The sequence below is a fragment of the Streptomyces adustus genome (assembly GCF_009377175.1).
Taxonomy (GTDB): domain Bacteria; phylum Actinomycetota; class Actinomycetes; order Streptomycetales; family Streptomycetaceae; genus Streptomyces; species Streptomyces adustus.
In genome coordinates this window covers 41,790-63,884 of record NZ_VJZD01000023.1, presented here as the reverse complement: position 1 = coordinate 63,884, position 22,095 = coordinate 41,790, and the positions used below count along the sequence as shown (strand labels likewise).

Below are 22,095 nucleotides of genomic sequence, written 5' to 3'. Positions count from 1 at the left end.
GGCCGTCACCGGTGTCCTCGACATCGACGCGGGCGGGAAGGGGCACCTGCGCGCCGCGGACTGCCTGCCCACCCCCGAGGACCTCCAGGTCTCCCCCGCCCTGGTCCGCCGGTACGGCCTGCGCAAGGGCGACCTCGTCGAAGGGGTGCGCGGCGACCGACGCACCCTCGCCGAGGTCGCACGCGTCGACGGCCGTACGCCCGAAGAGCCGCGCCGCCGCCGGAACTTCGCGGACCTCACCCCGCTGCACCCGCACGAGCGGCTGCGGCTCGAACATCCCGCGTCCGGGCTCGCCGGCCGGGTCATGGACCTGCTCACCCCGGTCGGCAAGGGTCAGCGCGGGCTCGTCGTGGCTCCGCCGAAAACCGGCAAGACCGTGCTGATCCAGCAGATCGCCGCCGCGGTCGCCGGGAACCACCCGGAGTGCCGCCTGATGGTGGTTCTGCTCGACGAGCGCCCCGAGGAAGTCACCGACATGCGGCGCTCCGTGCGCGGCGAGGTGTACGCCTCGACCTTCGACCGGACGCCCCGGCAGCACATCGCGCTCGCCGAGCTCGTCGTCGAACGGGCCAAGCGGCTCGTCGAGGCGGGCGAGGACGTCGTCGTCCTGCTCGACTCGCTGACCCGGCTGTGCCGGGCGCACAACAACGCCGCCGGCGCGGGCGGCCGCACCCTCAGCGGCGGTGTCGACGCCGCCGCGCTGCACGGGCCCAAGCGGCTCTTCGGCGCCGCCCGGCAGGCCGAGGAGGGCGGCTCGCTCACCATCCTCGCCACCACCCTGGTCGAGACCGGATCCCGTGCCGACGACCTGTTCTTCGAGGAGCTCAAGAGCACCGGCAACATGGAACTGCGCCTGGACCGCGAACTCGCCGCGCGCCGGGTGTTCCCGGCGGTCGAGATCGCCACCTCCGGCACCCGACGCGAGGAACTCCTGCTGACTCCGCCCGAGTTGGCCGTGACGCGGGGGCTGCGACGCGCCCTGCTGACCCGTGACGGCCACACGAACCTGGAGACCCTCCTGGAGCGGCTGCGCGAGACCCCCGACAACGCGGCCTTCCTGCGCCGGATCCAGCCGACGCTGCCCGCCGTTTGAGGCGTCAGATACGCCCCCGAGTACGGCATCCGAGTGCTAGCGGGTCACGTTCGGCCCTGAGAGCGCGACCTCGCGGCAGTCCGTTTCTACGTTTGCAGTATGACAATCGGATTCTCATCTCGGTTGACTCGGTCGGCCTGCACACTCGGCGCGGCAGGCGTGCTCGCCCTCGCCCCCGTGGTGACGGCCGCCGGGGCCGGAACGGACTCCGGGACCGGCGCGGACTTCCGGGCGAGCGCCGCACCGGGCACGACCTCCGGGGAGAGCGCCGCACCCGGAGCGGGCGCCGCACCAGGAGCGCGCTTCGGGGAGAGCGCCGCACCCCGAGCGAGCGCCGCACCCGGAGCGGGCTTCGAGGAGAGCGCCGCACCCGGTACGGGTTCCGGGGCGAGCTCCGCAGCCGGAACGACCTCCGGGGCCGGAACGACCTCCGGGGCCGCGGGAGCTGCCCGGCCCGGGGCGGAGCAGCCCGATCTGCTGCGACAGCCCGGCACACAGGTCCGGCTCCGCCCCGGAGCACCCGAGGTCCCGGACGTCTCCGCGCTGTCCTGGACGGTGGCCGACGCCCGCACCGGCGCGGTCCTCGCCGCCCATGACGCGCACCGCCCACTGGCGCCCGCCAGCACCCTGAAGACCCTGTTCGCCCTGACCGTGCTGCCGCTGCTGCCCGAGGGCATGGAACACACGGTGAAGCATCAGGAGCTGGAAGGCATCGGACCGGGCAGCAGCCTCGTCGGGGTCGAGGAAGGACACACCTACCGGATCGCCGACCTGTGGCGCGGGGTGTTCCTCAACTCCGGCAACGACGCCGTGCACGTCCTGGCCTCGCTCAGCGGCGGCTGGGACACCACGGCCACCCTGATGCAGGAGAAGGCCCGCACCCTCGGTGCCCGCGACACCCACGTCGTCTCCCCCGACGGCTACGACACGCCCGGCCAGGTGTCCTCCGCGTACGACCTGGCCGTGTTCGGCCGGGAAGGGCTGCGCAACAAGGAGTTCGCGCAGTACTGCCGCACGATCGAGGCCCACTTCCCGGGCGACGCCGGATCGTCGTTCGGGATCAAGAACACCAACCGGCTACTCACCGGCGAGGACGGGGTGGCGCCGTACCCGGGGCTGATCGGCATCAAGAACGGTTACACCAGCAACGCCGGGAACACGCTCGTCGCCGCCGCCAAGCGGGCCGGCCGCACCCTGGTCGTCACGGTGATGAACCCTCAGGGGGGCGGCGGCTTGGCGGTGTACGAGGAGGCCCGCGAACTGCTCGACTGGGGGTTCGCGGCGGCCGACCGGGTCGACCCCGTGGGGTCGCTCGACGCACCGCGGCCCACGCCGCACGCGGGCTCCACCGCGGTACCGCACGCCGGCTCCACCGCGGAATCGTCCGCCGCCCCCACCACGGAACCGTCCGCCGCTTCCACCAGCGTGCCGATCGCCCGTCCCGTCGCCGCCGCGGACCGTCGGGGCTGGCTGCGGACCTGGGCCGTCCCGGGAGCCGCGGGCCTCTGCGCGGGAGCGCTGGTGGTGGCCCTGCGGGCGAAGGGATCGCGTGCGCCGCGGGACTGACCGACCGGCAGCCACAGCAGCAGGCCCAGGGTGATCCACGCGTAGGTGTTGCCGCCGACGAAACCGTCCACACCGGAGGAGTCGTCGAACCACAGCCACACCACACTGCTGCACAGCACCGCGTAGAGGGCGCCCGCGATCCGCGGGTGCCCGCTGCGCACCAGGACCACGAAGGACGGCAGCAGCCACACGAGGTGGTGCACCCAGGTGATCGGACTGACCAGGCAGGCCGTCAGCCCGGTGAGCGCGAAGGCCGCCTGCCAGTCGCCGGCCGCCACCGCCCGCCGGGACCGCAGCACCCACACGGCCAGCACCGCCAGGACCAGCGTCGCCCAGACCGCACGGTCCAGGACCCCCAGGCGGGCCAGGATCCCCTGGAGGGACTGGTTCGAGATGTAGTCGAGGCGGCCCACCCGAGTGGTGTCCCACAGCGCCTCGGTCCAGTAGAACCGCGAGGCGTCCGGGTCCACCTGGGCGGCCAGCGCGGTCGCCGCGGCCGCGACCGCCGTCGCCACCGCGGCGGCCCGCCACCGCCGGGCCACCAGCAGCAGGCCGATGAACACCGCGGGCGTCAGCTTGACGGCCGCCGCGAGACCGATGCCCACGCCCGCCCAGCGGCCCCGCCCGGTGGCGAGCAGCCAGCCGTCGGCGAGGACGAGCGCCAGCAGGAGCACGTTCACCTGGCCGAAGCTGAAGGTGTCCCGCAGCGGCTCGAACAGGGCCAGGGCACAGACCGCGAGGGCGCAGCCGTACCAGCCGTGACGACGCCACGCCCGGCCGGTGAGCATCCGCAGGGCCGCCGCCAGGGCCAGCAGGTTCAGCAGCAGGGCCACGGCGACCGCGGTGTGCAGGCCGAGCACGGCCATCGGCAGCATGACGAAGGCCGCGAACGGCGGGTAGGTGAAGCCGTAGGTCGTGCCGGGCACCTGGTAGTCGTAGATCCGGCCGCCGTGGTGCATCCAGCTGTCGACCGTGCCGTAGTAGACGCGCAGGTCGAACCAGTCGCGCAGCAGCGGGACCGTGGCGGTGAAGACGGTCACGGCGGACGCGAGGACCAGGACCACCAGGAGCCGGCCCGCGTCGGTGCGAGGTGATCTCATGCCGTCCGTCCGAGAGCCGGTGCGTGCGCCGCCAGATGGGCCTGCCACAGGACGACCAGGGCGAGGGCCCCGCCCGAGACCGCCAGGACCAGTTGCCCGACGTCGGCCGGGCCGCCGCTGGGCAGCACGGCCAGGGCCAGCACCGCCGTCACGGCCGCCACCCGGTGCCGTACCGAGGTGCTGGGCGCGGCGGCGGCTATGAGGAACAGCCCCCACAGGGCGTACCAGGGACGGATCGCCGGGCCGAAGGCGGCCACCGTGGCGAGGCTCAGGCCGAGCGCGTACACGGGGTGCGGGCGCAGCCGCCACCAGATGGCGAGGACCAGGACCCCGGTCACGGCGAGGCCGAGCACGTGCCAGGCGGGCATCGCCAGCGGCGCCAGGTCGCTGCCGAGCCGCTTCAGCAGGGCTCCGGTGGCGCTGCCCAGCAGACTGGTCAGCGCCCAGTTGTGCGGCGAGACCGGGGTTCCCAGGGCGCGGGTCCAGCCGTATCCGGTGCCCGCGATCGCGGTCGCGGCGACCGTGGTGGCGGCGCAGGCCGCCGCCGTCGTCAGCACGGCGCGGGCCGGACGGCGGCCCGCCCGGACCTGGAGCACCACCACAGCGGCGAGTCCGAGCGCCGCCGGTGCCTTGACCAGGGCAGCGAGGGTGACCAGGACCCCGCCCAGGATCGGCCAGGCGCCGAGGGCCGCGACCAGGCCGAGGCCCAGCAGTCCGAGCATCATCGCGTCGTTGTGGGCGCCCGCGACCAGGTGCAGCAGGACCAGCGGATTCAGCACGCCGAGCCAGAGGGCGGCGGACGGATCGGCCCCGCAGTGGCGGGCCAGGCGGGGCAGCGCGGCCGCCATCAGGGCCACCCCGAACAGGGCGACCAGTCGCATGCCGATGAGCCCGGCCGGGAGTTCGCCCCGGGTCAGGCCGGACAGCGCGGAGGCGACGCCGAGGAACACCGGACCGTAGGGGGCCGCGGTGTGCCGCCACAGCGGGGCGACCTCCTCCGCGAGCGGGCCGCCCAGCTGTGCGGGTCCGTGCGTGTAGACGTTGATGTGGGCGTCCACCATGGCGCCCTGGGCCAGGTAGCTGTAGACGTCCCGGCTGAACAGCGGCGGCGCGATCAGCAGCGGCGCGGCCCAGACCACGAGCACCAGCAGCAGAGCGCGCGGGCTCGGCGGGTCGGCGCTGCGGACCAGACGGCCCAGCAGCACCCAGGCCGCTATGAGCAGGACGACGCCGAAGTACACGCCGACCAGGCCGAGAGCGGCCTGGACCGAGGCCGGGGCGGGCAGTTCCCGGGCCGGCAGCGCACCGGCCGTCTCACCGCCCAGCGCTAGGACGGCGGTACCGGCCAGGCCCAGAGCCTGGCAGCGGCGGAGATCGACGGGAAATGCCATGGCCAACACTCGGTCAGCGTGTCAACGCCGGATGGCCGGAAGGCGACACACCGCCTGCCATGCGGCGACCTACGCGTGACCGACGCGTGATCGGCTCCGGAAAACGGCGACCGACCTCGGACTTCCGTCCCCCGGAACCCGGGGCGGACCGCGAACACGGGGCGAACCGAGGACGTCGGACGGAAGTTCGAGGGCGGCGCCCGGACCGAGCCCGGCGGACGGAACGCGAGCCACGCACGAACTGAGCCCGGTGGACGGAACGCGAGCCACGGACGGACCGAGCGCGGTGGACGGACCGCCGGCGTGGGGTGGACCACCGACGTGGGGAGGACCGCCGGCATCGGGCGGACCGCCGGCATCGGGCGGACCGCCGGCATCGGGCGGACCGCCGGCATCGGGCGGACCGCCGGCATCGGGCGGACCGCCGCCATGGGGCGGGACGGGTCGTCAGACGAACCGGGAGCTGCGGACCGGGCCGGACGTGCGGAGGCCGGTCCGGTTCCCTTGCAGCCAGGTGCCGCGCACGGCGGCCACGAAGTCCGCGAGCCGGTCGTCGGGGTCCGCGGGTGTGCCGCCGTCGCCCTCGTCGGGCGTCGGGTCGGCGGCCACGATCTCCGCGGCGACGTCCTCCGCGGGGCGGTCGTCGGGCGCGCCCCGCTCCAGCGTGCCGCTCTCCCCCTGCCCCAGCTGTCCCTCCCACGGCGCCGTCACCGACTGGTACAGCAGGGTGACGCTGTCGGCGGTGACGACCGGCCGGTCGGTCCAGGAGCTCGCGTGCTCGTGCAGCACCTGGCCCGGAGTCCGTTCCAGGAGCTGCCCGATGGTCTCGGGGCCCTGGTCGGCACGGGCCACCTCGTCGAGGTCGTACGCGATGACGACGGTGTCCTGCCGGTCGGCGGCGAACTCCACGGCCGGCAGGTCCAGTACCTCGGCGGCGGCCAGGCCCAGGATGCGGCTGCCGCGGCCGGGCAGCAGCGACACCGAACGCGGGCGCACCTCGCCGGCCGCCAGCGTCGTGCGCAGGCGCAGCAGTCCGCGCAGGCACAGGTCGTGGCTGTCCTGGAGCCAGGCGAACCGTCCGGTCATCCCGGCGTCGAAGCCGTACGGGGAGAGCGTCCCCAGGACCGTGCCGCCCATCACGAACTGCCAGCCGCGCAGGTCGTGGAGGTCCAGCGAAGTGGCCTGCTCGGCGGCCGCGGCCCGTTCCAGCATGTGCCGCTGGCGGTCCTGGGCACCCAGCCAGATCTCGTCCTCCGGGTCCGGCAGCAGTGCGTGCTGGCGGCGGGCCAGCTCCAGGTCGCCCGCCATCAGGGCGTTGTAGACCAGCAGATAGCGGTCGGGCCAGGGGTTCAGGGCGCTCTCCCGCGCGCCGAGCACGTCGGCGGCCTCGGGATGCCTGCCCTCGCGCTCGTAGGCCGAGACGAGTTCACGCAGCGCCGCCCCGGAGTCGGGCGCCAGGTCCAGGGCCGCGCGCAGGGCGGGTATCGCCAGATAGGACACCCCGCGCTCGACGCACGCGTATCCGTAGGAGTAGAGCTCCTGCGCCCGGTCGGGGCGGGCGGCGAGGGCGGTCGCGGCGGTGTGCAGGTCGTCGAAGCCGGCCTCGCGGGCGGCCCGTGCGACGACGACGGCGACCTCGCCCGGCGGCAGCGGCTCGGCGTGCGCCCGCAGGGAGCGCAGGGCTCCGGGGATGTCTCCCTGGTCCAGGGATTCCCAGGCCTCGATCAGTTGGGGGGAGTTCGGACGGGATTCCGCGGACTTGGGACGGCGATTCCTGCGCGAGAACATATCGGCGATCTTCGCCGACCTCCCGAAACCCGTTCAACTGCTTTTCTGTGCGCGGCCTTCGGGCTTTCTGTGAGGTCAGAAGACGGAGAGGCCGGTGAGGGTCGTGAAGCGGTCGAGGGCGGCGACCCCGGCCACCGAGTTGCCGCGCTCGTCCAGCCCCGGGCTCCACACGCACAGCGTGCAGCGGCCCGGTACGACGGCGATGATGCCGCCGCCCACCCCGCTCTTGCCCGGCAGGCCCACCCGGTAGGCGAAGTCGCCCGCCGCGTCGTAGGTCCCGCAGGTCAGCATGACCGCGTTGACCTGCTTGGCCTGGCTGCGGGTGAGCAGCCGGGTGCCGTCGGCCCGGATGCCGTGCCGGGCCAGGAAGGAGGTCGCGAGCGCGAGGTCGGCGCAGGAGGCGGTGATCGAGCACTGGCGGAAGTACTGGTCGAGGAGCAGGGGCACCGGGTTGTCGATGTTGCCGTAGGACGCCATGAAATGCGCGAGGGCCGCGTTGCGGTCGCCGTACGCGGTCTCGGAGGCGGCTACCTCCTGGTCGAAGGACAGCTCGGGGTTGCCGCTCTCGGCCCGCAGGAAGGTGAGCAGTTCGCCCGCGGCGTCGCCGGTACGGGTGAGCAGGCGGTCGGTGACGACGAGCGCGCCGGCGTTGATGAACGGGTTGCGCGGGATGCCGTGCTCGTACTCCAGTTGCACCAGCGAGTTGAAGGGGTTGCCCGAGGGCTCGCGGCCCACGTGCTCCCACAGGGCGTCGCCCTCGCGGGCCAGGTCGAGGGCGAGGGTGAAGACCTTGGTGACGGACTGGGTGGAGAACGGCTCGCGCCACTCCCCCACCCCGTACACCGTGCCGTCCAGTTCCGCCACGGCCATCCCGAAGCTGCGGGGGTCGCGGGCGGCCAGTGCCGGGATGTAGTCGGCGGGCCGGCCGCGGCCGGGGGTGCGCCCGATCTCGTCGGCGATGCGCTCCAGGACCGGCTGGAACGTGAGGGACGACGTCGTCATGATCGCCATTCTCCCTCCGGACCGGTCCGGCCGCGCCGCCACGGGACGTACCGGGTCCGCCCCCCGCGCACCGGGCCTCCGGTGCGCGGGCGTCGTCGGCCGGATCCGCTCAGGCGCAGACCGACAGCTCTGTCGGGTCCAGCGCGTCGACCGGTCGTACGCAGCCGACCGGCTCGCCGCCGCCGAGCAGCGTCTCGCCCGCGAAGGCGGTGAGGAGCCCCGGGTCGACGCCGGCGCGGGCGAGGGCGGCCGCGGCGACCGGGACACGGGCGCGGTTCGCGCCGTCGGCGATCTTGACGGCGACGGCCCGGCCGTCCGGGAGCGCGGCGACCTGGACGCCCTCGAAGCCGTCCTTGGCGAGCAGTCCGGGGACGGCCCGCATCAGCGCGGCCACGTCCCGGCCGCTGCCGGAGGCCATCTCGGCGTGCTCGCGCATCGCGTCGGCCACCCGGCGCTCCGGGCTGCCGGGCGGCGCGGAGGCGATGCGGGCGGCGGCGCGGGCCAGGCCGTGCAGGGAGACGGCGAACAGCGGGGCGCCGCAGCCGTCGACGGTCACCCGGGCGACGCGCTGCCCGGTCAGGTCCTCGACGCTCGCGGCGATCGCCTGCTGGAGGGGGTGGCCGGGGTCGAGGTAGTCGTGCAGGGACCAGCCGTTGAGCCGGGCGGTGTACAGCATGGCCGCGTGCTTGCCGGAGCAGTTCTGGGCCGGTCGGGACGGCAGTCTGCCCTCGCGCACCCAGTTGTCGCGGACGACCGGGTCGTAGGGCAGGTCGGGCACGTTGCGCAGGTCGTCCTCGGTGAGGCCGGCCCGTTCCAGGATCCGGCGGGTGCCCGCGAGGTGGCGCTCCTCGCCGGAGTGGCTCGCGGCGCTCAGCGAGAGCAGCTCGCCCTCCAGCGGCAGCCCGGCCCGCACCATGGCGACGGCCTGGACCGGCTTGAGGGCCGAGCGCGGATAGAAGGCGGCCTCGATGTCGCCGAGCCGGAGGAGGACCTCGCCCTCGGGGCCGAGGACGACGACGGATCCGTAGTGGGTGCCCTCGACCAGCCCGGCGCGTATGAGGTGGGCGACGGGGGCGTGGCGGGGTTCGCGGGTCGCGGGGGCGTCCGCGAGGTCGTTGCTGTGCATCACTGGCTGGCTCACTGGTGGAGGGACGGGGACCGGCCCGCGGGGATCGCCCCGGGTCGGCTCTCGGTGGGGTGGCCCGTGCGGGTGTTGCGCACGATGTCGGTGAGGGTGGTCTCGACACGGTCGAGGTGGTGGGACATGGCGTCCACCGCGTCGGACTCGGAGCCGTCGATCAGCGCTTCGAGGATGGCCCGGTGCTCGCGGTTGGACTGCTCGCGCCGGCCGGCCAGCTCGGTCAGGAACGCGGACTGGCGCGCCAGCGCGTCCCGGATCTCCTCGATGACCCGGCGGAAGACCGGGTTCTGGGCGGACTCGGCCACGGCGAGGTGGAAGAGGGTGTCCATCGCGACCCACGCGGTGGTGTCCGTCTCCCGCTCCATGCGCTCCAGCAGGTGGGCCAGGTGGTCGAGGTTCTCCGGGGTGCGGCGCAGCGCCGCGTACCCGGCGACCGGGATCTCGACGTGGCGGCGTACTTCCAGCAGGTCGCTGGCCGCGTAGTCGCCGAAGGTGGGGTCCTCGACGGCGGTCGCGACCACGAAGGTGCCTTTTCCGGTCCTGGAGACGGTCAGACCCATCGTCTGGAGGGCGCGCAGCGCCTCGCGCAGGACCGGCCGGGAGACTTCGAGGGTGCGGCACAGCTCGGCCTCGGAGGGGAGCTTGTCACCGATCGCGTAGGTGCCGCTCTCGATGGCACCGCGGAGGTGGCCGAGCACCGCCTCCATGGCGCTCACGCGCCGCGGTGCCACACCACCTGTCTGGCTGTCTGACAGGTTCACAGGAACGATCCTGCGGTTGACGGGAGCAACCTGTCAAGCAGCCGAAAACGAAGGTGCGGGGTGTGAAGGCCGAAAACCGGCTTCACACCCCGCACCCTGTGTCCCGTCGCACACGGCCGTCGCGCACGGCCGGCGCACTCAGGCGTCGATCACACCGCCGGCGAGCAGACCGAACAGCGCCAGGCCGACGACGATCCGGTAGATCACGAAGGCGTTGAAGGAGTGCTTGGCGACGAACTTCAGCAGCCAGGCGATGGAGGCGTACGCGACCACGAAGGAGACGACCGTGCCGACCACCAGCGGGGCGGCGCCCACGCCCGTGCCCAGCGCGTCCTTCAGCTCGTACAGGCCGGCGCCGGTGAGGGCGGGGATGCCGAGGAAGAACGACAGGCGGGTGGCGGCCACCCGGTCCAGGTCCAGGATGAGCGCCGTGGACATGGTGGCGCCGGAGCGCGAGAAGCCGGGGAAGAGCAGCGCGAGGATCTGGGAGCTGCCGACCAGCATCGCGTCCTTGAACGAGGTGTCGTCCTCACCGCGCTTGTGGCGGCCCATCTGGTCGGCCGCCCACATCACGAAACTGCCGGCGATCAGCGAGCCCGCGACCACCCACAGCGAGGCGAGCGGCCCCTCGATGAGCGGCTTGGCGGCCAGACCCACGGCGACGATCGGGATCGTCGCGTAGATGACCCACCAGGCGAACTTGTAGTCGTGGCTGTGGCGCTCCTCGCGGTTGGCCAGTCCGCGGCCCCACGCGGACACGATCCGCACGATGTCCTTGAAGAAGTACACGAGCACGGCGGCGATCGCGCCGACCTGGATGACGGCCGAGAAGCCGACGACGGCGTTGTCGTCGACAGGGATGTTCATCAGCCCCTCGGTGATCTTCAGGTGGCCGGTGGAGGAGACGGGGAGGAACTCGGTCACTCCCTCGACTACTCCGAGGACGACGGCTTGGCCGACGGAGATGGCGCTCATGGAATCCAGTTCTGAGGAGGTTGGTCGACAGTGCTGTAGACAGTCTTACTACGTCCGGGGCGGCCCGGAACAGTCACGCCCACGTTCCTTGGGCGATCCACACCCCCGCCCAGGCCGCGCCGAGGCCCGCCGTCACACTCGCGACGATGTTGGCGAGGGCGTAGAACCCGGCGCCCGTCTCGGCCAGCCGCAGTGTCTCGTACGAGAAGGTCGAGTACGTCGTCAGGGCCCCGCACAGACCGGTTCCCAGCAGGAGCTGGAGGTGGGGCCCGGCGACACCGGCCGTCGCGGCACCGGTCAGCAGGCCCAGGATCAGACAGCCGACGACGTTGACGGCGAAGGTGCCCCAGGGGAAGACGGAGTCGTGACGGGACTGCACCGCCCGGTCGGTCAGATAGCGCAGCGGGGCACCCACCATGCCACCGATGACGACGAGCACCCAGTTCACAACGACTTCTTACCTTCCATTTCGCCGCCTTCGCCCGGTCCGCCGGTTTCTCCGGTGCGTCCGACGTACCGGACCACCTCGCAGGGTTCGAGGGTCACCAGTCCCTCGGTGACCAGTTCGTCGAGCTGCGGCAGGAAGTCCCGTACGCGCTCCTCGGTGTCCACGACCACGACCGCCACGGGCAGGTCCTCGCTCAGCGACAGCAGCCGGGCGGTGTGGATCCGCGAGGAGGCGCCGAAACCCTCGATGCCCCGGAAGACGCTGGCGCCCGCGAGGCCGGCCCGGTGGGCCCGGTGGACGATCTCGCTGTACAGGGGCTTGTGGTGCCAGCGGTCGCTCTCGCCGATGAAGACGGTCAGGCGCAGCGCGCCCAGGGTCTCTCCCGTCATGACTGCCTCCAGGTCAGGACGCGGCGGGTCGCCGTCGCGGCGAGCCAGACCGCCGTGAGCGCCGCGCACAGGGTCGCGGCGAGATAGCCGAACGCCGTGCCCGGGTGCCCCGCCCGCAGCAGCTTCTCGATGTCGACCGCGTACGTCGAGAAGGTGGTGAAGCCGCCGAGGACCCCGGTGCCGAAGAACGGGCGCAGCAGCGGGTGGGGGCGCCACGCCTCGGTGACGAGCACCAGGAACACGCCGATCACGGCACAGCCGACGACGTTGATCGAGAAGGTCGCCCAGGGGAAGCCGCCGGCCCGCGCGGACCACCACAGGGAGACCGCGTAGCGGGCGACGGCGCCGAGGGCTCCGCCGACGGCGACCACCCCGACCACCGGGAGCTGTCCGCGCAGGGCGTCGCGCCGCACGGCGGAGGTGCGGACGCTCTCGGCTTGTCTGGCTGTCATGTCGTACGTCTCCCGCTGGGGCGCCTCGTCGCACCAGAACGGTGACCACGGCCGGTCAACAGGGTAACGCCGGGTACCGCGAGCGGGTTCATCCGAGAGCCGGGGGAGCCGGTGCCTCGCAGACCGCGACGCCCCGCTCCCACAGGCTCCCCAGGATCAGATGCCCCTCGGTCTCGCACACACCGGTGATCATGCGGAACGGGGGGCTGCGGTGTGTGAGGTGGTGCAGCACCCGTCCTTCGTCGTCCACGGCGAGGACGCCCGACGTGCCGATCGGGCGGAAGGGTGCGCGCACGGCCACCGCGGCGGCGGCCCGGCGCACGGCCGGCGCGGCGCGGTGCAGCAGGTCCAGCGGCGGGACGGGCGGGCCGGCCAGCGCCACCCAGATCGGGCCCTCGGGACCCGCGCGCCCGATGTTGTCCGGCATCCCCGGCAGATCTTCGACGAAGGGCTCGGCGTGGCCCGCCTTCGGTCCGGTGAGCCGGTAGCGGACGAGCCGCCGGGCCCCGGTCTCGGCGATCACCAGGAAGGAGCCGTCGGCGCCGACGGTGAGCCCGTTGGCGAACTGGAGTCCCTCCAGGAGCACTTCGGGCGTACGGCTGCCGGGCGCCAGCCGCAGCAGCCGCCCGGTGCCGGTGTGTTCGACCAGGTCGCCGATCCACTGCCCCAGTGGGTAACGGCGGCTGGAGACGGTGAAGTAGACGGTGCCGTCGGGCCCGGCGACGACATTGCTGGCGAACCGCAGCCGCTCCCCCGCCACCGAGTCGGCGAGGACGTGGACGGTGCCGGCGTCGAGGTCGACGGTGAGCAGTCCGCGTTCCGCGTCGCACACCAGCAGGGCGCCGTCCGGCAGGAGTTCGAGGCCGAGGGGCCGGCCGCCGGTCTCGGCGAGCACCTCGACCCGGGCCGGCTCCTGACCGGTCAGTCCGTCCAGGCGCAGGATGCGGCCGTCCTCGACCCCGGTCAGCACCCGGCCGCGGGGGTCGACGACGACGTCCTCGGGTCCGCGGCCGCCGACGGCGACACGGCGGACGGGAACCAGAGCGGTGGAACGGGCCACGGGCGCCTGCCTCTTCGTTCGGGAGCGGGATGTCGGTGGGAGCCACCGGATCATCGCAGACGCGCCGGACGGGCGACGGGCCGGACGACGGTCAGGCCGACGGTCCGGACGACGGAAGGGCCCGGACCTACCAGCCCTTCTCGAACAGCCGGGCCACCTCGGCGATCCGGACCTCGTCGCGCCGGTAGTAGGTGCGGCGCCGGATCCGGGTGGTGCGCAGCAGTCCGATACGGGCCAGCAGGCCGAGGTGGGTCTCGGCGACCCGGCGGCGCACGCCGAGTTTCACGGCGACGGCATGGGCGGTGACGCCGTCCTCGACGAGGTCGCCGTGCCGCTGCGGAGGAAAGTGCGCGGCAGGATCCTTGAGCCACTCCAGGATGTCCAGACGCCTGTCGCCGACCGGAGCCCTCAGCATCTCGCCCCCTCCGTCCGAGCCTGCTCGAACCGCGTCCTTCCACTGTGGCGCAGCCCGGACCGTCCCGTCCTCCTGTCGGCCACTCCTGACCGGTATCGAACTGCACTGCACAGCAAGGGAGTTCGAGTGCGGGGCTGCTGAGGCGCGAAGGGGCCCGGCCGCGTGCACACGGCCGGGCCCCGTCATCCGCTCAGCGGTGGCTGAACCACGCCATCGACGAGAGCGCCTTGTCGTCGAAACCGAACAGGGCCTGGTTCTCCCAGCCGTTGCCGGAGGTGGCGTCGGTCGGGTCCCAGCCGTTGCCGGTGACCGCGGTCCAGGTCGCCTCCCAGTAGAAGACGCCGAGGCCGCGGCCGTTCGGGACGGCCTCCACGATGTTGGCCACGCTGTTCATCCAGGCCAGCTGGCCCGCCGCCGTCGCCGGGTAGCCGGAGACGAGTTCGGCGGTGGTGTCGATCTGGTTGGTGAGCGAGTCGTCGCTGTCGAGACGGAACGGGTAGGCCGTCTCGGCGACGAAGACGGGCTTGCCGTAGCGCGAGGCGACGTCGTCGAGCGTGGTCTGCGCCGCGGCGAGCGTGCCGTGCCAGTAGCCGTAGTAGGACAGGCCGATCACGTCGTAGTTGATGCCGTAGGCGGCCGCGTTGTCGAACCACCAGCGCACGGTGGCGTCGTCACCGGCGTTGGCCAGGTGCAGGGCGACCTGGGTGCCGGAGGAGACCGCCTTGGCCGCGCTGTAGCCGGAGTTGATCAGGCCGGCGAGCTGGGACCAGTTGTCGGTCGAACCCTCGGACCACAGCATGCCGCCGTTGATCTCGTTGCCCACCTGGACCATGTCGGCCGTGGTGCCCTGGGCCTTCAGGGCGTTCAGCACGTCGTACGTGTGGTTGTACACGTCCGTCTTGAGCTGACTGTACGAGTGCCCCGCCCACGCGGCCGGCTTGGTCTGCTTGCCCGGGTCGGCCCACGAGTCCGAGTAGTGGAAGTCGACCAGCAGCTTCATGCCCTGCGCCTTGATGCGCTTGGCCATGGCCAGCACGCGGGTCTTGTTGTTGTAGCCGTCGGCCGGGTCGACCCAGACCTTCAGGCGCGCGTAGTTCATGCCGGCCGACTTGAGGATGGCGAGCGCGTCCCCGGTGGTGCCGGAGCTGGTCTTGTAGACCCCGCCGTAGGCCTCGCTCTTGGCGAGGGACGAGATGTCGGATCCCTTGATCGACAGTCCGGTCGTGCCCGACGCGAAGGTCAGGTCGTCGACATTGATCCAGTTGCCCGCGTTCGCGTCACTGTTGATGCTGATCGTGCACTGGTTGTTCGTCACGTTGATCGACGTGACGATCCGTATCCAGCTGCTGGTCGAGACCGGCAGATCGGTGCGCTGTTCGGAGCTCCCGCAGTTCTTCAGGGCCAGGTAGGCGGAGTTCTGGCCGCCGCCCGAGCGGACCCAGGCGGTGAGGGTGTAGGTGCCGTTGGTCAGCCCGGAGAGGTACTGGTACGTCTCCACCTTGTAGGCGGCGGAGGCGTAGTGGCTCAGCCGGTAACTCCCGCCGTGGCCGCCGGCCTCCACGTACGAGGCGGCGGTGGAGCCGGACTCGGACCAGCCGCTGGGTACGGCCGTGCCGGTGCCGTCGGCCTCGAAGCCGCCGTTGGTGAGAGTACTGGCGGCCGTCGCGCTCTGGGCGGGCAGCGCGAGGAGGGCGAGCCCGGCGACGAGCGGGAGCAGCAGGGCCCTGATGGTGCGTCTGGGATGGAACATCTTCGTCCGTCGTCCCTTCGACGTGGTGGGGTGAGAGCGCCCCCGGTGGTGCGGTGGGGAGGGGGCGCCACCCCTCCGCCCGCGGCTCGCGGCTCGCACGGACGGAGGGGAGAATCGGCTCAGCCGTCGAGTCGTACGACCCGGACGGCTCCCGCCGGGAGCGCGAGGCAGCCGGCGGCGCGTTCGCCCGTGAGCAGTTCGGTGCCGTGCGCGTGGAGCGGCACCTTGGCGTCCGTGGCGGTGTGGTTGACGGCGAACAGGTACTCGCCCGCCTCGCCGGTGCGCAGCACCACCTCGACGTCGCGGGGCAGTTCGGCGTACGGGGCGACGCCCGCGTCCTGGGCGGCCCGGCCGAGGAGCGCGTCGAGGCCCTCGGGACCCAGACGGGTGGAGACGTACCAGGCGGTGCCCTCGCCCAGGCGGTGGCGGGTGACGGCCGGGCGGCCCGCGGTCAGGCCGTCGGCGTACGTCCAGACGGTCTCGGCGCCGCGCGGCACGACGAACTCGGTCCACACGTCGGCGCCGAGTTCGCCGCCGTCGGGGCCGGTGATCCGCACCGACTCGCCGGCCAGCAGGGGCGAGAGCTCCTCCACGGTCAGGCCGAGGACGTCGCGCAGCGCGCCCGGGCAGGCACCTTCGTGCACCGCGTCGTGCTCGTCGACGATGCCCGAGAAGTAGGACACGACGAGGGTGCCGCCGTTCTCGACGTACTCCTGGAGGTTGTTCCCGGCGGCCTCGGTCATCAGGTAGAGGGCGGGTACGACGACCAGGGGATAGGCCGACAGGTCGGCTTCCGGGTGGGCGAAGTCGACCGTGAGGTGGCGGTCGTACAGGGCCTCGTAGAAGGCGTCGGCGCGCTCGCGCGGGTCGTGGTCCTCGCTGGGGCGCCACTGGAGGTTCTGCGCCCACCAGGAGTGCCAGTCCCACAGGACGGCCACGTCCGCCCGGGTGCGGGTGCCGCGGACGGCGCCGAGCGAGTCGAGCGCGGCGCCGAGTTCGACGACCTCGCGCCACACGCGCGTGTCGGTGCCGCCGTGCGGAAGCATCGCCGAGTGGAACTTCTCGGCGCCGCGCCGCGACTGCCGCCACTGGAAGAACATCGCTCCCTCGGAGCCGCGGGCCACGTGCGCCAGGGAGTTGCGGGCCATCTGGCCGGGAGCCTTGGCGGGGTTGCGGGGCTGCCAGTTGACGCCCGAGGTGGAGTGTTCGAGCAGCAGCCAGGGGGCTCCGCCGGCCACCGAGCGGGTGAGGTCGGCGGCCATGGCGAGGTTGACGTGGGTGCGGCGGCCGTCGGTGATCAGGTAGTGGTCGTTGCTGACGAGGTCGACCTCGCGGCCCCAGGCCCAGTAGTCGACCGAGTCGCACTGGCTCAGGGCCGTCATGAAGTTGGTGGTGACCGGGACGCCGGGGGCCAGCCGGTGCAGGATGTCCCGCTCGGCCGTGAAGTTCTCGCGCATCGTGGCGTCGGCGAAGCGCTTGTAGTCCAGCGCCTGGCCCGGGTTGCCGACCGTGGGGGTCAGCCGGGGCGGCTCGATCTCGTCGAAGGAGGCGTAGCGCTGGCCCCAGAAGGCGGTGCCCCAGGCCTCGTTGACCGCCTCGACGGTCCCGTACGTGTCCGCCAGCCAGCGCCGGAAGTGCGCGGCGCAGGAGTCGCAGTAGCAGGCCGAGACGGGGACGCCGTACTCGTTGTGCACGTGCCACAGGGCGAGCGCGGGGTGCTCGGCGTAGCGCGTGGCGAGCCGGGTGGTGATGTCCGCGGCGGCGGCCCGGTAGGCGGCGTTGCTGTGGCAGATGGCGCCGCGCGAGCCGAACGCGTAGCGCGTGCCGTCGGCCGTCACGGGCAGCGCCTCGGGGTGGGCGCGGAAGAACCACACGGGCGGGACCACGGTGGGTGTGCCCAGGTCGGCCCGTATGCCGTTCTCGTGCAGCAGGTCGAGCAGCCGGTCGAGCCAGCCGAAGTCGTGGACGCCCGGCGCGGGCTCCAGGAGCGCCCAGGAGAAGATCCCGACGCTCACCATGGTGACGCCGGCCTCCCGCATGAGCCGGACGTCCTCGCGCCAGACGGATTCCGGCCACTGCTCCGGGTTGTAGTCCCCACCGAAGGCGAGCCTGGTGAGGCCACTGGGGGTGGTGTCCGGCATGGATCTCTCCCGTTTAATCGATCATTTGGGAACGTGCACACACATCGTTGGCGGCGTGAGCCCAACATAACCGCACAGCAACAACCATTGACAAGTGTCTGGGATGTTTCTCTACTGTGAACGCTCACAGACGCATGGCAGGGTCTCATGCCGCATCGAGACCTTGATCATGTGAACGCTCACAGCAGCATGGCAGGCCCTCGCATCAGGGCGGGGGCCCCAGGTCAGGGGAGAGATCCATGCCGAACACGAAGCGCCGTCGCCTCGTGGCAACCACCGTCGCCGTCGCCCTCGGCGCCACCGCCCTCGCCGCTTGCGGTTCGTCCGGCGACACCGGCGAGGCCGCGTCGGGGCCGGTCTCGCTCACGTACTGGACCTGGACGCCCGGCATGGACAAGGTCGTCGACCTGTGGAACAAGGGCCAGGGCAAGAAGGAACAGATCACCGTCACGGTCAAGAAGCAGGCCTCCGGCGACTCGCTGATCACCAAGATCCTCACCGCCCACAAGGCCAAGCAGGCGCCGGACCTGGTGCAGGCCGAGTACCAGGCGCTGCCGACCCTGGTCAGCAACGACGCGCTGGCCGACATATCCAAGAACGTCGGCGACGCGAAGAACGAGTTCGCCGACGGCGTCTGGCAGCAGACCACGCTCGGCACCGACGCGGTCTACGCGATCCCGCAGGACATCGGGCCGATGATGTTCTACTACCGCCAGGATCTGTTCAAGAAGTACGGCCTGACGGTCCCCACGACCTGGGACCAGTTCGCCGAGACCGCCCGCAAGCTGAAGAAGGCCTCGCCGGACACGGACCTCACCACGTTCTCCGCCAACGACTCGGGCCTCTTCGCGGGCCTGGCCCAGCAGGCCGGCGCCAAGTGGTGGACGGCCTCCGGCAACAAGTGGAAGGTCGGCATCAACGACGCGGCGAGCCAGAAGGTCGCCAAGTTCTGGGGCGGCCTGGTCAAGGAGGGCGTCATCGACAACCAGCCGATGTACACCCCGGCCTGGAACAAGGCCCTCGACACCGGCAAGCAGATCGCCTGGGTCAGCGCCGTGTGGGCGCCGGGCACGCTCACCACGGCGGCACCCGACACCAAGGGCAAGTGGGCCATGGCCCCGCTCCCCCAGTGGTCCGCGGGCGAGAACGTCACCGGCAGCTGGGGCGGCTCCTCGACGGCCGTCACCACGGACTCCAAGCACCAGGCGGCCGCCGCCGAGTTCGCCGCGTGGCTCAACACCGACAAGGACGCGCTCAACGCGCTGGCCAAGGAGAGCGGCATCTACCCGGCCTCCAAGGCCGCCCAGACCAGCGGCGCCTTCCTCACCCCGCCGGACTACTTCGCCAACCAGGCCGACTTCTACACCCAGGCCGCCAAGATCGCCGAGACCACCGCGCCGTCCGCGTGGGGCCCGAACGTGAACGTCGCCTACGCGTCGTTCAACGACGCCTTCGGCGCCGCCGCGAAGAACAAGTCGGACTTCGCCGCCGCCCTGGACTCCATGCAGGACGAGACGGTGGCCGACCTCAAGAAGCAGGGCTTCGGGGTCGCTCAGTGACCACCCCGGCACACCGGAGGTCGTACGGGGTCAAGGGGGCCCCGTACGCCTTCCTGCTCCCCGCGACGATCCTCTTCTGCCTGTTCTTCGCGCTGCCCATCGGGTACGCGCTCTGGCTCAGCTTCCGCAAGGTGCACGTCTCCGGGCTCGGCCTGGGCTCGGGCGCCCGGCAGGAGGTCTGGGCCGGGTTCCAGAACTACACCGCCGCCCTCACGGACGACGAACTGCTCGGCGGCGCGCTGCACGTCCTCGGCTACGGCTGCATCGTCGTGCCCGTGATGCTCGGGCTCGCCCTGCTCTTCGCGCTGATGCTCGACGCCGACAAGGTGCGGCTCGCCCCGTTCACCCGGCTCGCGATCTTCCTGCCGTACGCCATCCCCGGCGTCGTGGCCGCGCTGCTGTGGGGCTTCCTGTACCTGCCCGACGTCAGCCCCTTCTACTTCGTACTGGCGAAACTGGGCCTGCCGCAGCCGGACCTGCTGGACGGCGGTCCGCTCTACCTCGCCCTGTCGAACATCGCGGTCTGGGGCGGCACCGGCTTCAACATGATCGTCATCTACACCGCGCTCCAGGCCATCCCGGCCGAGGTGTACGAGGCGGCCGAGCTGGACGGCGCCACCCCGCTCCAGATCGCGCTGCGGATCAAGATCCCGATGGTGGCGCCCTCGCTGGTGCTGACCTTCTTCTTCTCGATCATCGCGACGCTCCAGGTGTACAACGAACCCACCACCCTCAAACCGCTCACCAACTCCCTGCCCACCACCTGGAGTCCGCTGATGAAGGTGTACCAGGACGCCTTCGGCAAGGGGGACATCTACGCGGCCGCCGCCGAGGCGACACTGATCGCCTTCGTCACGCTCGTGCTGTCCTTCGGGTTCCTGCGGGCCGCGAACCGCCGCAACAAGCAGGAGGCCGCCCGATGAGTTCTCTTGCCGTCCGCAAGGCCGCACCCGCCGCCGGCACCACCCCGGGCACCGCCCAGGGGCCGCCGCTGCACCGGCGGATCGCGCTGGTCCCGACCGTGACCCTGCTGCTCGGCGCGCTGTACTGCCTGCTCCCGGTGGCCTGGGTGGTGATCGCGTCCACCAAGTCCGGTCACGAACTCTTCTCCACGTTCACCTTCCTGCCGGGCAGCGGCTTCACCGACAACGTCAAGGAGCTGAGCACCTATCGCGACGGCGTGTACTGGAAGTGGATGGGCAACTCCGCCCTCTACGCCGGCCTGGGCGCCCTGCTGTCGACGGCCGTCTCGGCCGTGAGCGGCTACGCGCTGGCGATCTACCGCTTCCGCGGCCGGGAGACCCTGTTCAACCTCCTGCTGGCGGGCGTCCTCATGCCGCCGGTGATCCTCGCCGTCCCGCAGTACCTGCTGATGGCGAAGGCCGACCTCACCGGCTCCCAGCTGTCCGTGCTGCTGCCGCAGATCCTCGCCCCCTACGGCGTCTACCTCGCCCGGATCTACGCCGCCGCCGCGGTCCCCTCCGACGTGGTCGAGGCCGGGCGGATGGACGGGGCGAGCGAGTGGCGGATCTTCACCCGGATCGCGCTGCCGATGATGGTGCCCGGACTGGTCACCGTGTTCCTGTTCCAGTTCGTGGCGGTCTGGAACAACTTCCTGCTGCCGTACATCATGCTCAGCGACGACGAGAAGTTCCCGCTCACGGTCGGCCTGTACACCCTCCTGGAACAGGGGTCGAACACCCCGGCCCTGTACACCCTCGTGATCACGGGCGCCTTCCTCGCGGTGCTCCCGCTGATCGCGCTCTTCCTGGTCGTTCAACGGTTCTGGAGCCTGGACCTGCTGTCCGGGGCCGTAAAGTCATGACCATGAACAATGCGGGGGGCCGGCGGAAGCCGCCGACCATCCATGACGTGGCGCGCGAGGCAGGGGTCTCCCGGGGCACAGTCTCGCGCGTGCTCAACGGCGGCCACTACGTCAGCCCCACCGCACAGGAGGCGGTCAACGCCGCCATCCGTCGCACGGGCTACGTCGTCAACCGGCACGCCCGCTCCCTCATCACGGGACGGTCGGACTCGGTCGGCTTCCTGCTGACCGAGCCGCAGGAGCGGTTCTTCGAGGACCCGAACTTCAACATCCTGCTGCGCGGCTGCACCCAGGCGCTGGCCGCGCACGACATACCGCTGCTGCTGATGCTGGCGGGCACCGAGGACGAGCGGCGGCGCATAGCGCGCTACATCACCGCCGGGCACGTGGACGGGGTGCTGCTGGTCTCCAGCCACTCCGGCGACCCGGTGGCGGAGGAGCTGTGCGCGGCGGGCGTGCCGCTCGTCGCGTGCGGCAAGCCGATCGGGCTCGGCTCCAAGGTGAGCTACGTGGCCGCCGACGACCGGGACGGCGCCCGGGACATGGTGCGTCATCTGCTGTCGCTCGGCCGCCGCCGGATCGGCGTGGTCACCGGTCCGCTCGACACCCCGGGCGGTGTGGAGCGGCTCGCCGGCTACCGGGAGGTGCTCGCCGAGGCCGGTGTCGACTTCGACGAACGGCTCGTCGTCTCCGGCGACTACAGCCGGGCCAGCGGCGAGGCGGGCGCCGAGCGGCTGCTCGCGCAGGCCCCCGACCTGGACGCGGTGTTCGTCGCCTCCGACCTGATGGCCCAGGGCGTGCTGGCCGCGCTGCGGCGGGCCGGTCTGCGGGTGCCGGATGACATCGCTGTCGGAGGCTTCGACGACTCCCCCGCGGCGGTCGCGGCCACGCCCGCCCTCACCACCATCCGTCAGCCCTGGGACCGGATCAGCAACGAGATGGTGCGCGTGCTGCTCGCCCAGATCGGCGGCGAGGACACGGCCGCGGTGATCCTGCCGACCGAGCTGGTCAAGCGCGAATCGACATGAGCGGCACGTGAGACGGTCGGGCCGGTCATCGTTCGGGGACCGACGTGAGTGGTCGTGGCGCGGGCGGACCGGTCACCGTTCCGGTGCCGACGTGAGTGGCCGTGGCACGGTCGGGCCGGTCACCGTTCGGGTGCCGACGTGAGTGGCCGTGGCGCGGGCGGACCGGTCATCGTTCGGGGGAACGGGCGGCACCGTCCGTGCTTCCCGGACC

At 72.1% G+C, this 22,095-nt stretch carries 19 protein-coding genes and 1 pseudogene; 6 read left to right on the top strand and 14 right to left on the bottom strand.

The features are described 5' to 3' along the window. Window positions 1-1,093, top strand: a 1,093-nt coding sequence (gene rho, locus FNH09_RS08580) for a transcription termination factor Rho (RefSeq protein ID WP_152886145.1), incomplete at its 5' end; no start/stop codon positions are given. A 99-nt stretch (window positions 1,094-1,192) separates the two neighbouring features. Further along, window positions 1,193-2,251, top strand: a pseudogene (locus FNH09_RS48315) (D-alanyl-D-alanine carboxypeptidase family protein); the annotation flags it as partial. Window positions 2,252-2,310: 59 nt separating this feature from the next. On the opposite strand, the gene FNH09_RS49750 reads toward FNH09_RS48315, so the two are convergent. The 14 genes from FNH09_RS49750 to FNH09_RS08505 form a co-directional block, all read right to left on the bottom strand. Next, window positions 2,311-3,759 (bottom strand): glycosyltransferase 87 family protein, encoded by a 1,449-nt coding sequence (locus FNH09_RS49750; RefSeq protein ID WP_152886144.1) that lies wholly within the window; start codon window positions 3,757-3,759, stop codon window positions 2,311-2,313. Beyond that, complete coding sequence (mptB, locus tag FNH09_RS08565) at window positions 3,756-5,150, bottom strand: polyprenol phosphomannose-dependent alpha 1,6 mannosyltransferase MptB (protein ID WP_152886143.1); 1,395 nt, start codon at window positions 5,148-5,150, stop codon at window positions 3,756-3,758. The genes FNH09_RS49750 and mptB overlap by 4 nt, the downstream gene beginning before the upstream one ends. A 447-nt stretch (window positions 5,151-5,597) precedes the next feature. Continuing rightward, entirely contained in the window at window positions 5,598-6,938 is a 1,341-nt protein-coding gene (locus FNH09_RS08560; protein ID WP_152886142.1) for a hypothetical protein, read from the bottom strand. Window positions 6,939-7,013: 75 nt separating this feature from the next. Further along, on the bottom strand, window positions 7,014-7,949 hold the full coding sequence (locus tag FNH09_RS08555) for a glutaminase (RefSeq protein WP_152886141.1): 936 nt from the start codon (window positions 7,947-7,949) through the stop codon (window positions 7,014-7,016). A gap of 100 nt (window positions 7,950-8,049) precedes the next feature. Beyond that, on the bottom strand, window positions 8,050-9,066 hold the full coding sequence (locus FNH09_RS08550; RefSeq protein ID WP_152886140.1) for an asparaginase: 1,017 nt from the start codon (window positions 9,064-9,066) through the stop codon (window positions 8,050-8,052). 11 nt (window positions 9,067-9,077) lie between these two features. Then, a complete protein-coding gene (locus tag FNH09_RS08545; protein ID WP_152886160.1) occupies window positions 9,078-9,788 on the bottom strand; it encodes a FadR/GntR family transcriptional regulator in 711 nt (236 codons plus the stop codon). Window positions 9,789-9,980: 192 nt separating this feature from the next. After that, window positions 9,981-10,817 (bottom strand): undecaprenyl-diphosphate phosphatase, encoded by an 837-nt coding sequence (locus FNH09_RS08540; protein ID WP_152886139.1) that lies wholly within the window; start codon window positions 10,815-10,817, stop codon window positions 9,981-9,983. Window positions 10,818-10,890: 73 nt separating this feature from the next. Then, a complete protein-coding gene (gene crcB, locus FNH09_RS08535; RefSeq protein WP_162468272.1) occupies window positions 10,891-11,265 on the bottom strand; it encodes a fluoride efflux transporter CrcB in 375 nt (124 codons plus the stop codon). After that, window positions 11,262-11,654, bottom strand: a complete 393-nt coding sequence (locus tag FNH09_RS08530) for a DUF190 domain-containing protein (RefSeq protein ID WP_152886138.1) — start codon at window positions 11,652-11,654, stop codon at window positions 11,262-11,264. Before FNH09_RS08530 ends, crcB (FNH09_RS08535) begins: the two co-directional genes overlap by 4 nt. After that, window positions 11,651-12,106 carry a fluoride efflux transporter CrcB gene (gene crcB, locus FNH09_RS08525; RefSeq protein ID WP_152886137.1) on the bottom strand — a complete coding sequence of 152 codons (456 nt, stop codon included), beginning with the start codon at window positions 12,104-12,106 and terminating at the stop codon, window positions 11,651-11,653. The genes FNH09_RS08530 and crcB (FNH09_RS08525) overlap by 4 nt, the downstream gene beginning before the upstream one ends. Window positions 12,107-12,194: 88 nt before the next feature. Next, window positions 12,195-13,166, bottom strand: coding sequence for an SMP-30/gluconolactonase/LRE family protein (locus tag FNH09_RS08520; protein ID WP_162468271.1), 972 nt, complete (start codon window positions 13,164-13,166; stop codon window positions 12,195-12,197). A gap of 127 nt (window positions 13,167-13,293) precedes the next feature. Further along, on the bottom strand, window positions 13,294-13,581 hold the full coding sequence (locus tag FNH09_RS08515) for an ArsR family transcriptional regulator (protein ID WP_152886135.1): 288 nt from the start codon (window positions 13,579-13,581) through the stop codon (window positions 13,294-13,296). A 190-nt stretch (window positions 13,582-13,771) separates the two neighbouring features. Next, a complete protein-coding gene (locus tag FNH09_RS08510; RefSeq protein WP_152886134.1) occupies window positions 13,772-15,331 on the bottom strand; it encodes a glycosyl hydrolase 53 family protein in 1,560 nt (519 codons plus the stop codon). Between the two features lie 119 nt (window positions 15,332-15,450). After that, window positions 15,451-17,472: a beta-galactosidase gene (locus tag FNH09_RS08505; RefSeq protein ID WP_152886133.1), complete on the bottom strand. Its 2,022-nt coding sequence runs from the start codon at window positions 17,470-17,472 to the stop codon at window positions 15,451-15,453. A 239-nt stretch (window positions 17,473-17,711) separates the two neighbouring features. Between FNH09_RS08505 and FNH09_RS08500 the strand changes: the two genes are divergently transcribed. Genes FNH09_RS08500 through FNH09_RS08485 form a run of 4 tightly spaced genes read left to right on the top strand, consistent with a single transcriptional unit; the run spans window position 17,712 to window position 21,884 of the window. Next, window positions 17,712-19,031, top strand: coding sequence for an ABC transporter substrate-binding protein (locus FNH09_RS08500; RefSeq protein WP_152886132.1), 1,320 nt, complete (start codon window positions 17,712-17,714; stop codon window positions 19,029-19,031). Next, window positions 19,028-19,954 (top strand): ABC transporter permease subunit, encoded by a 927-nt coding sequence (locus FNH09_RS08495; protein WP_162468270.1) that lies wholly within the window; start codon window positions 19,028-19,030, stop codon window positions 19,952-19,954. Before FNH09_RS08500 ends, FNH09_RS08495 begins: the two co-directional genes overlap by 4 nt. After that, window positions 19,951-20,856 (top strand): carbohydrate ABC transporter permease, encoded by a 906-nt coding sequence (locus FNH09_RS08490; RefSeq protein WP_152886131.1) that lies wholly within the window; start codon window positions 19,951-19,953, stop codon window positions 20,854-20,856. Before FNH09_RS08495 ends, FNH09_RS08490 begins: the two co-directional genes overlap by 4 nt. Beyond that, entirely contained in the window at window positions 20,853-21,884 is a 1,032-nt protein-coding gene (locus tag FNH09_RS08485) for a LacI family DNA-binding transcriptional regulator (RefSeq protein WP_152886130.1), read from the top strand. The genes FNH09_RS08490 and FNH09_RS08485 overlap by 4 nt, the downstream gene beginning before the upstream one ends. Window positions 21,885-22,095: the final 211 nt, after the last annotated feature.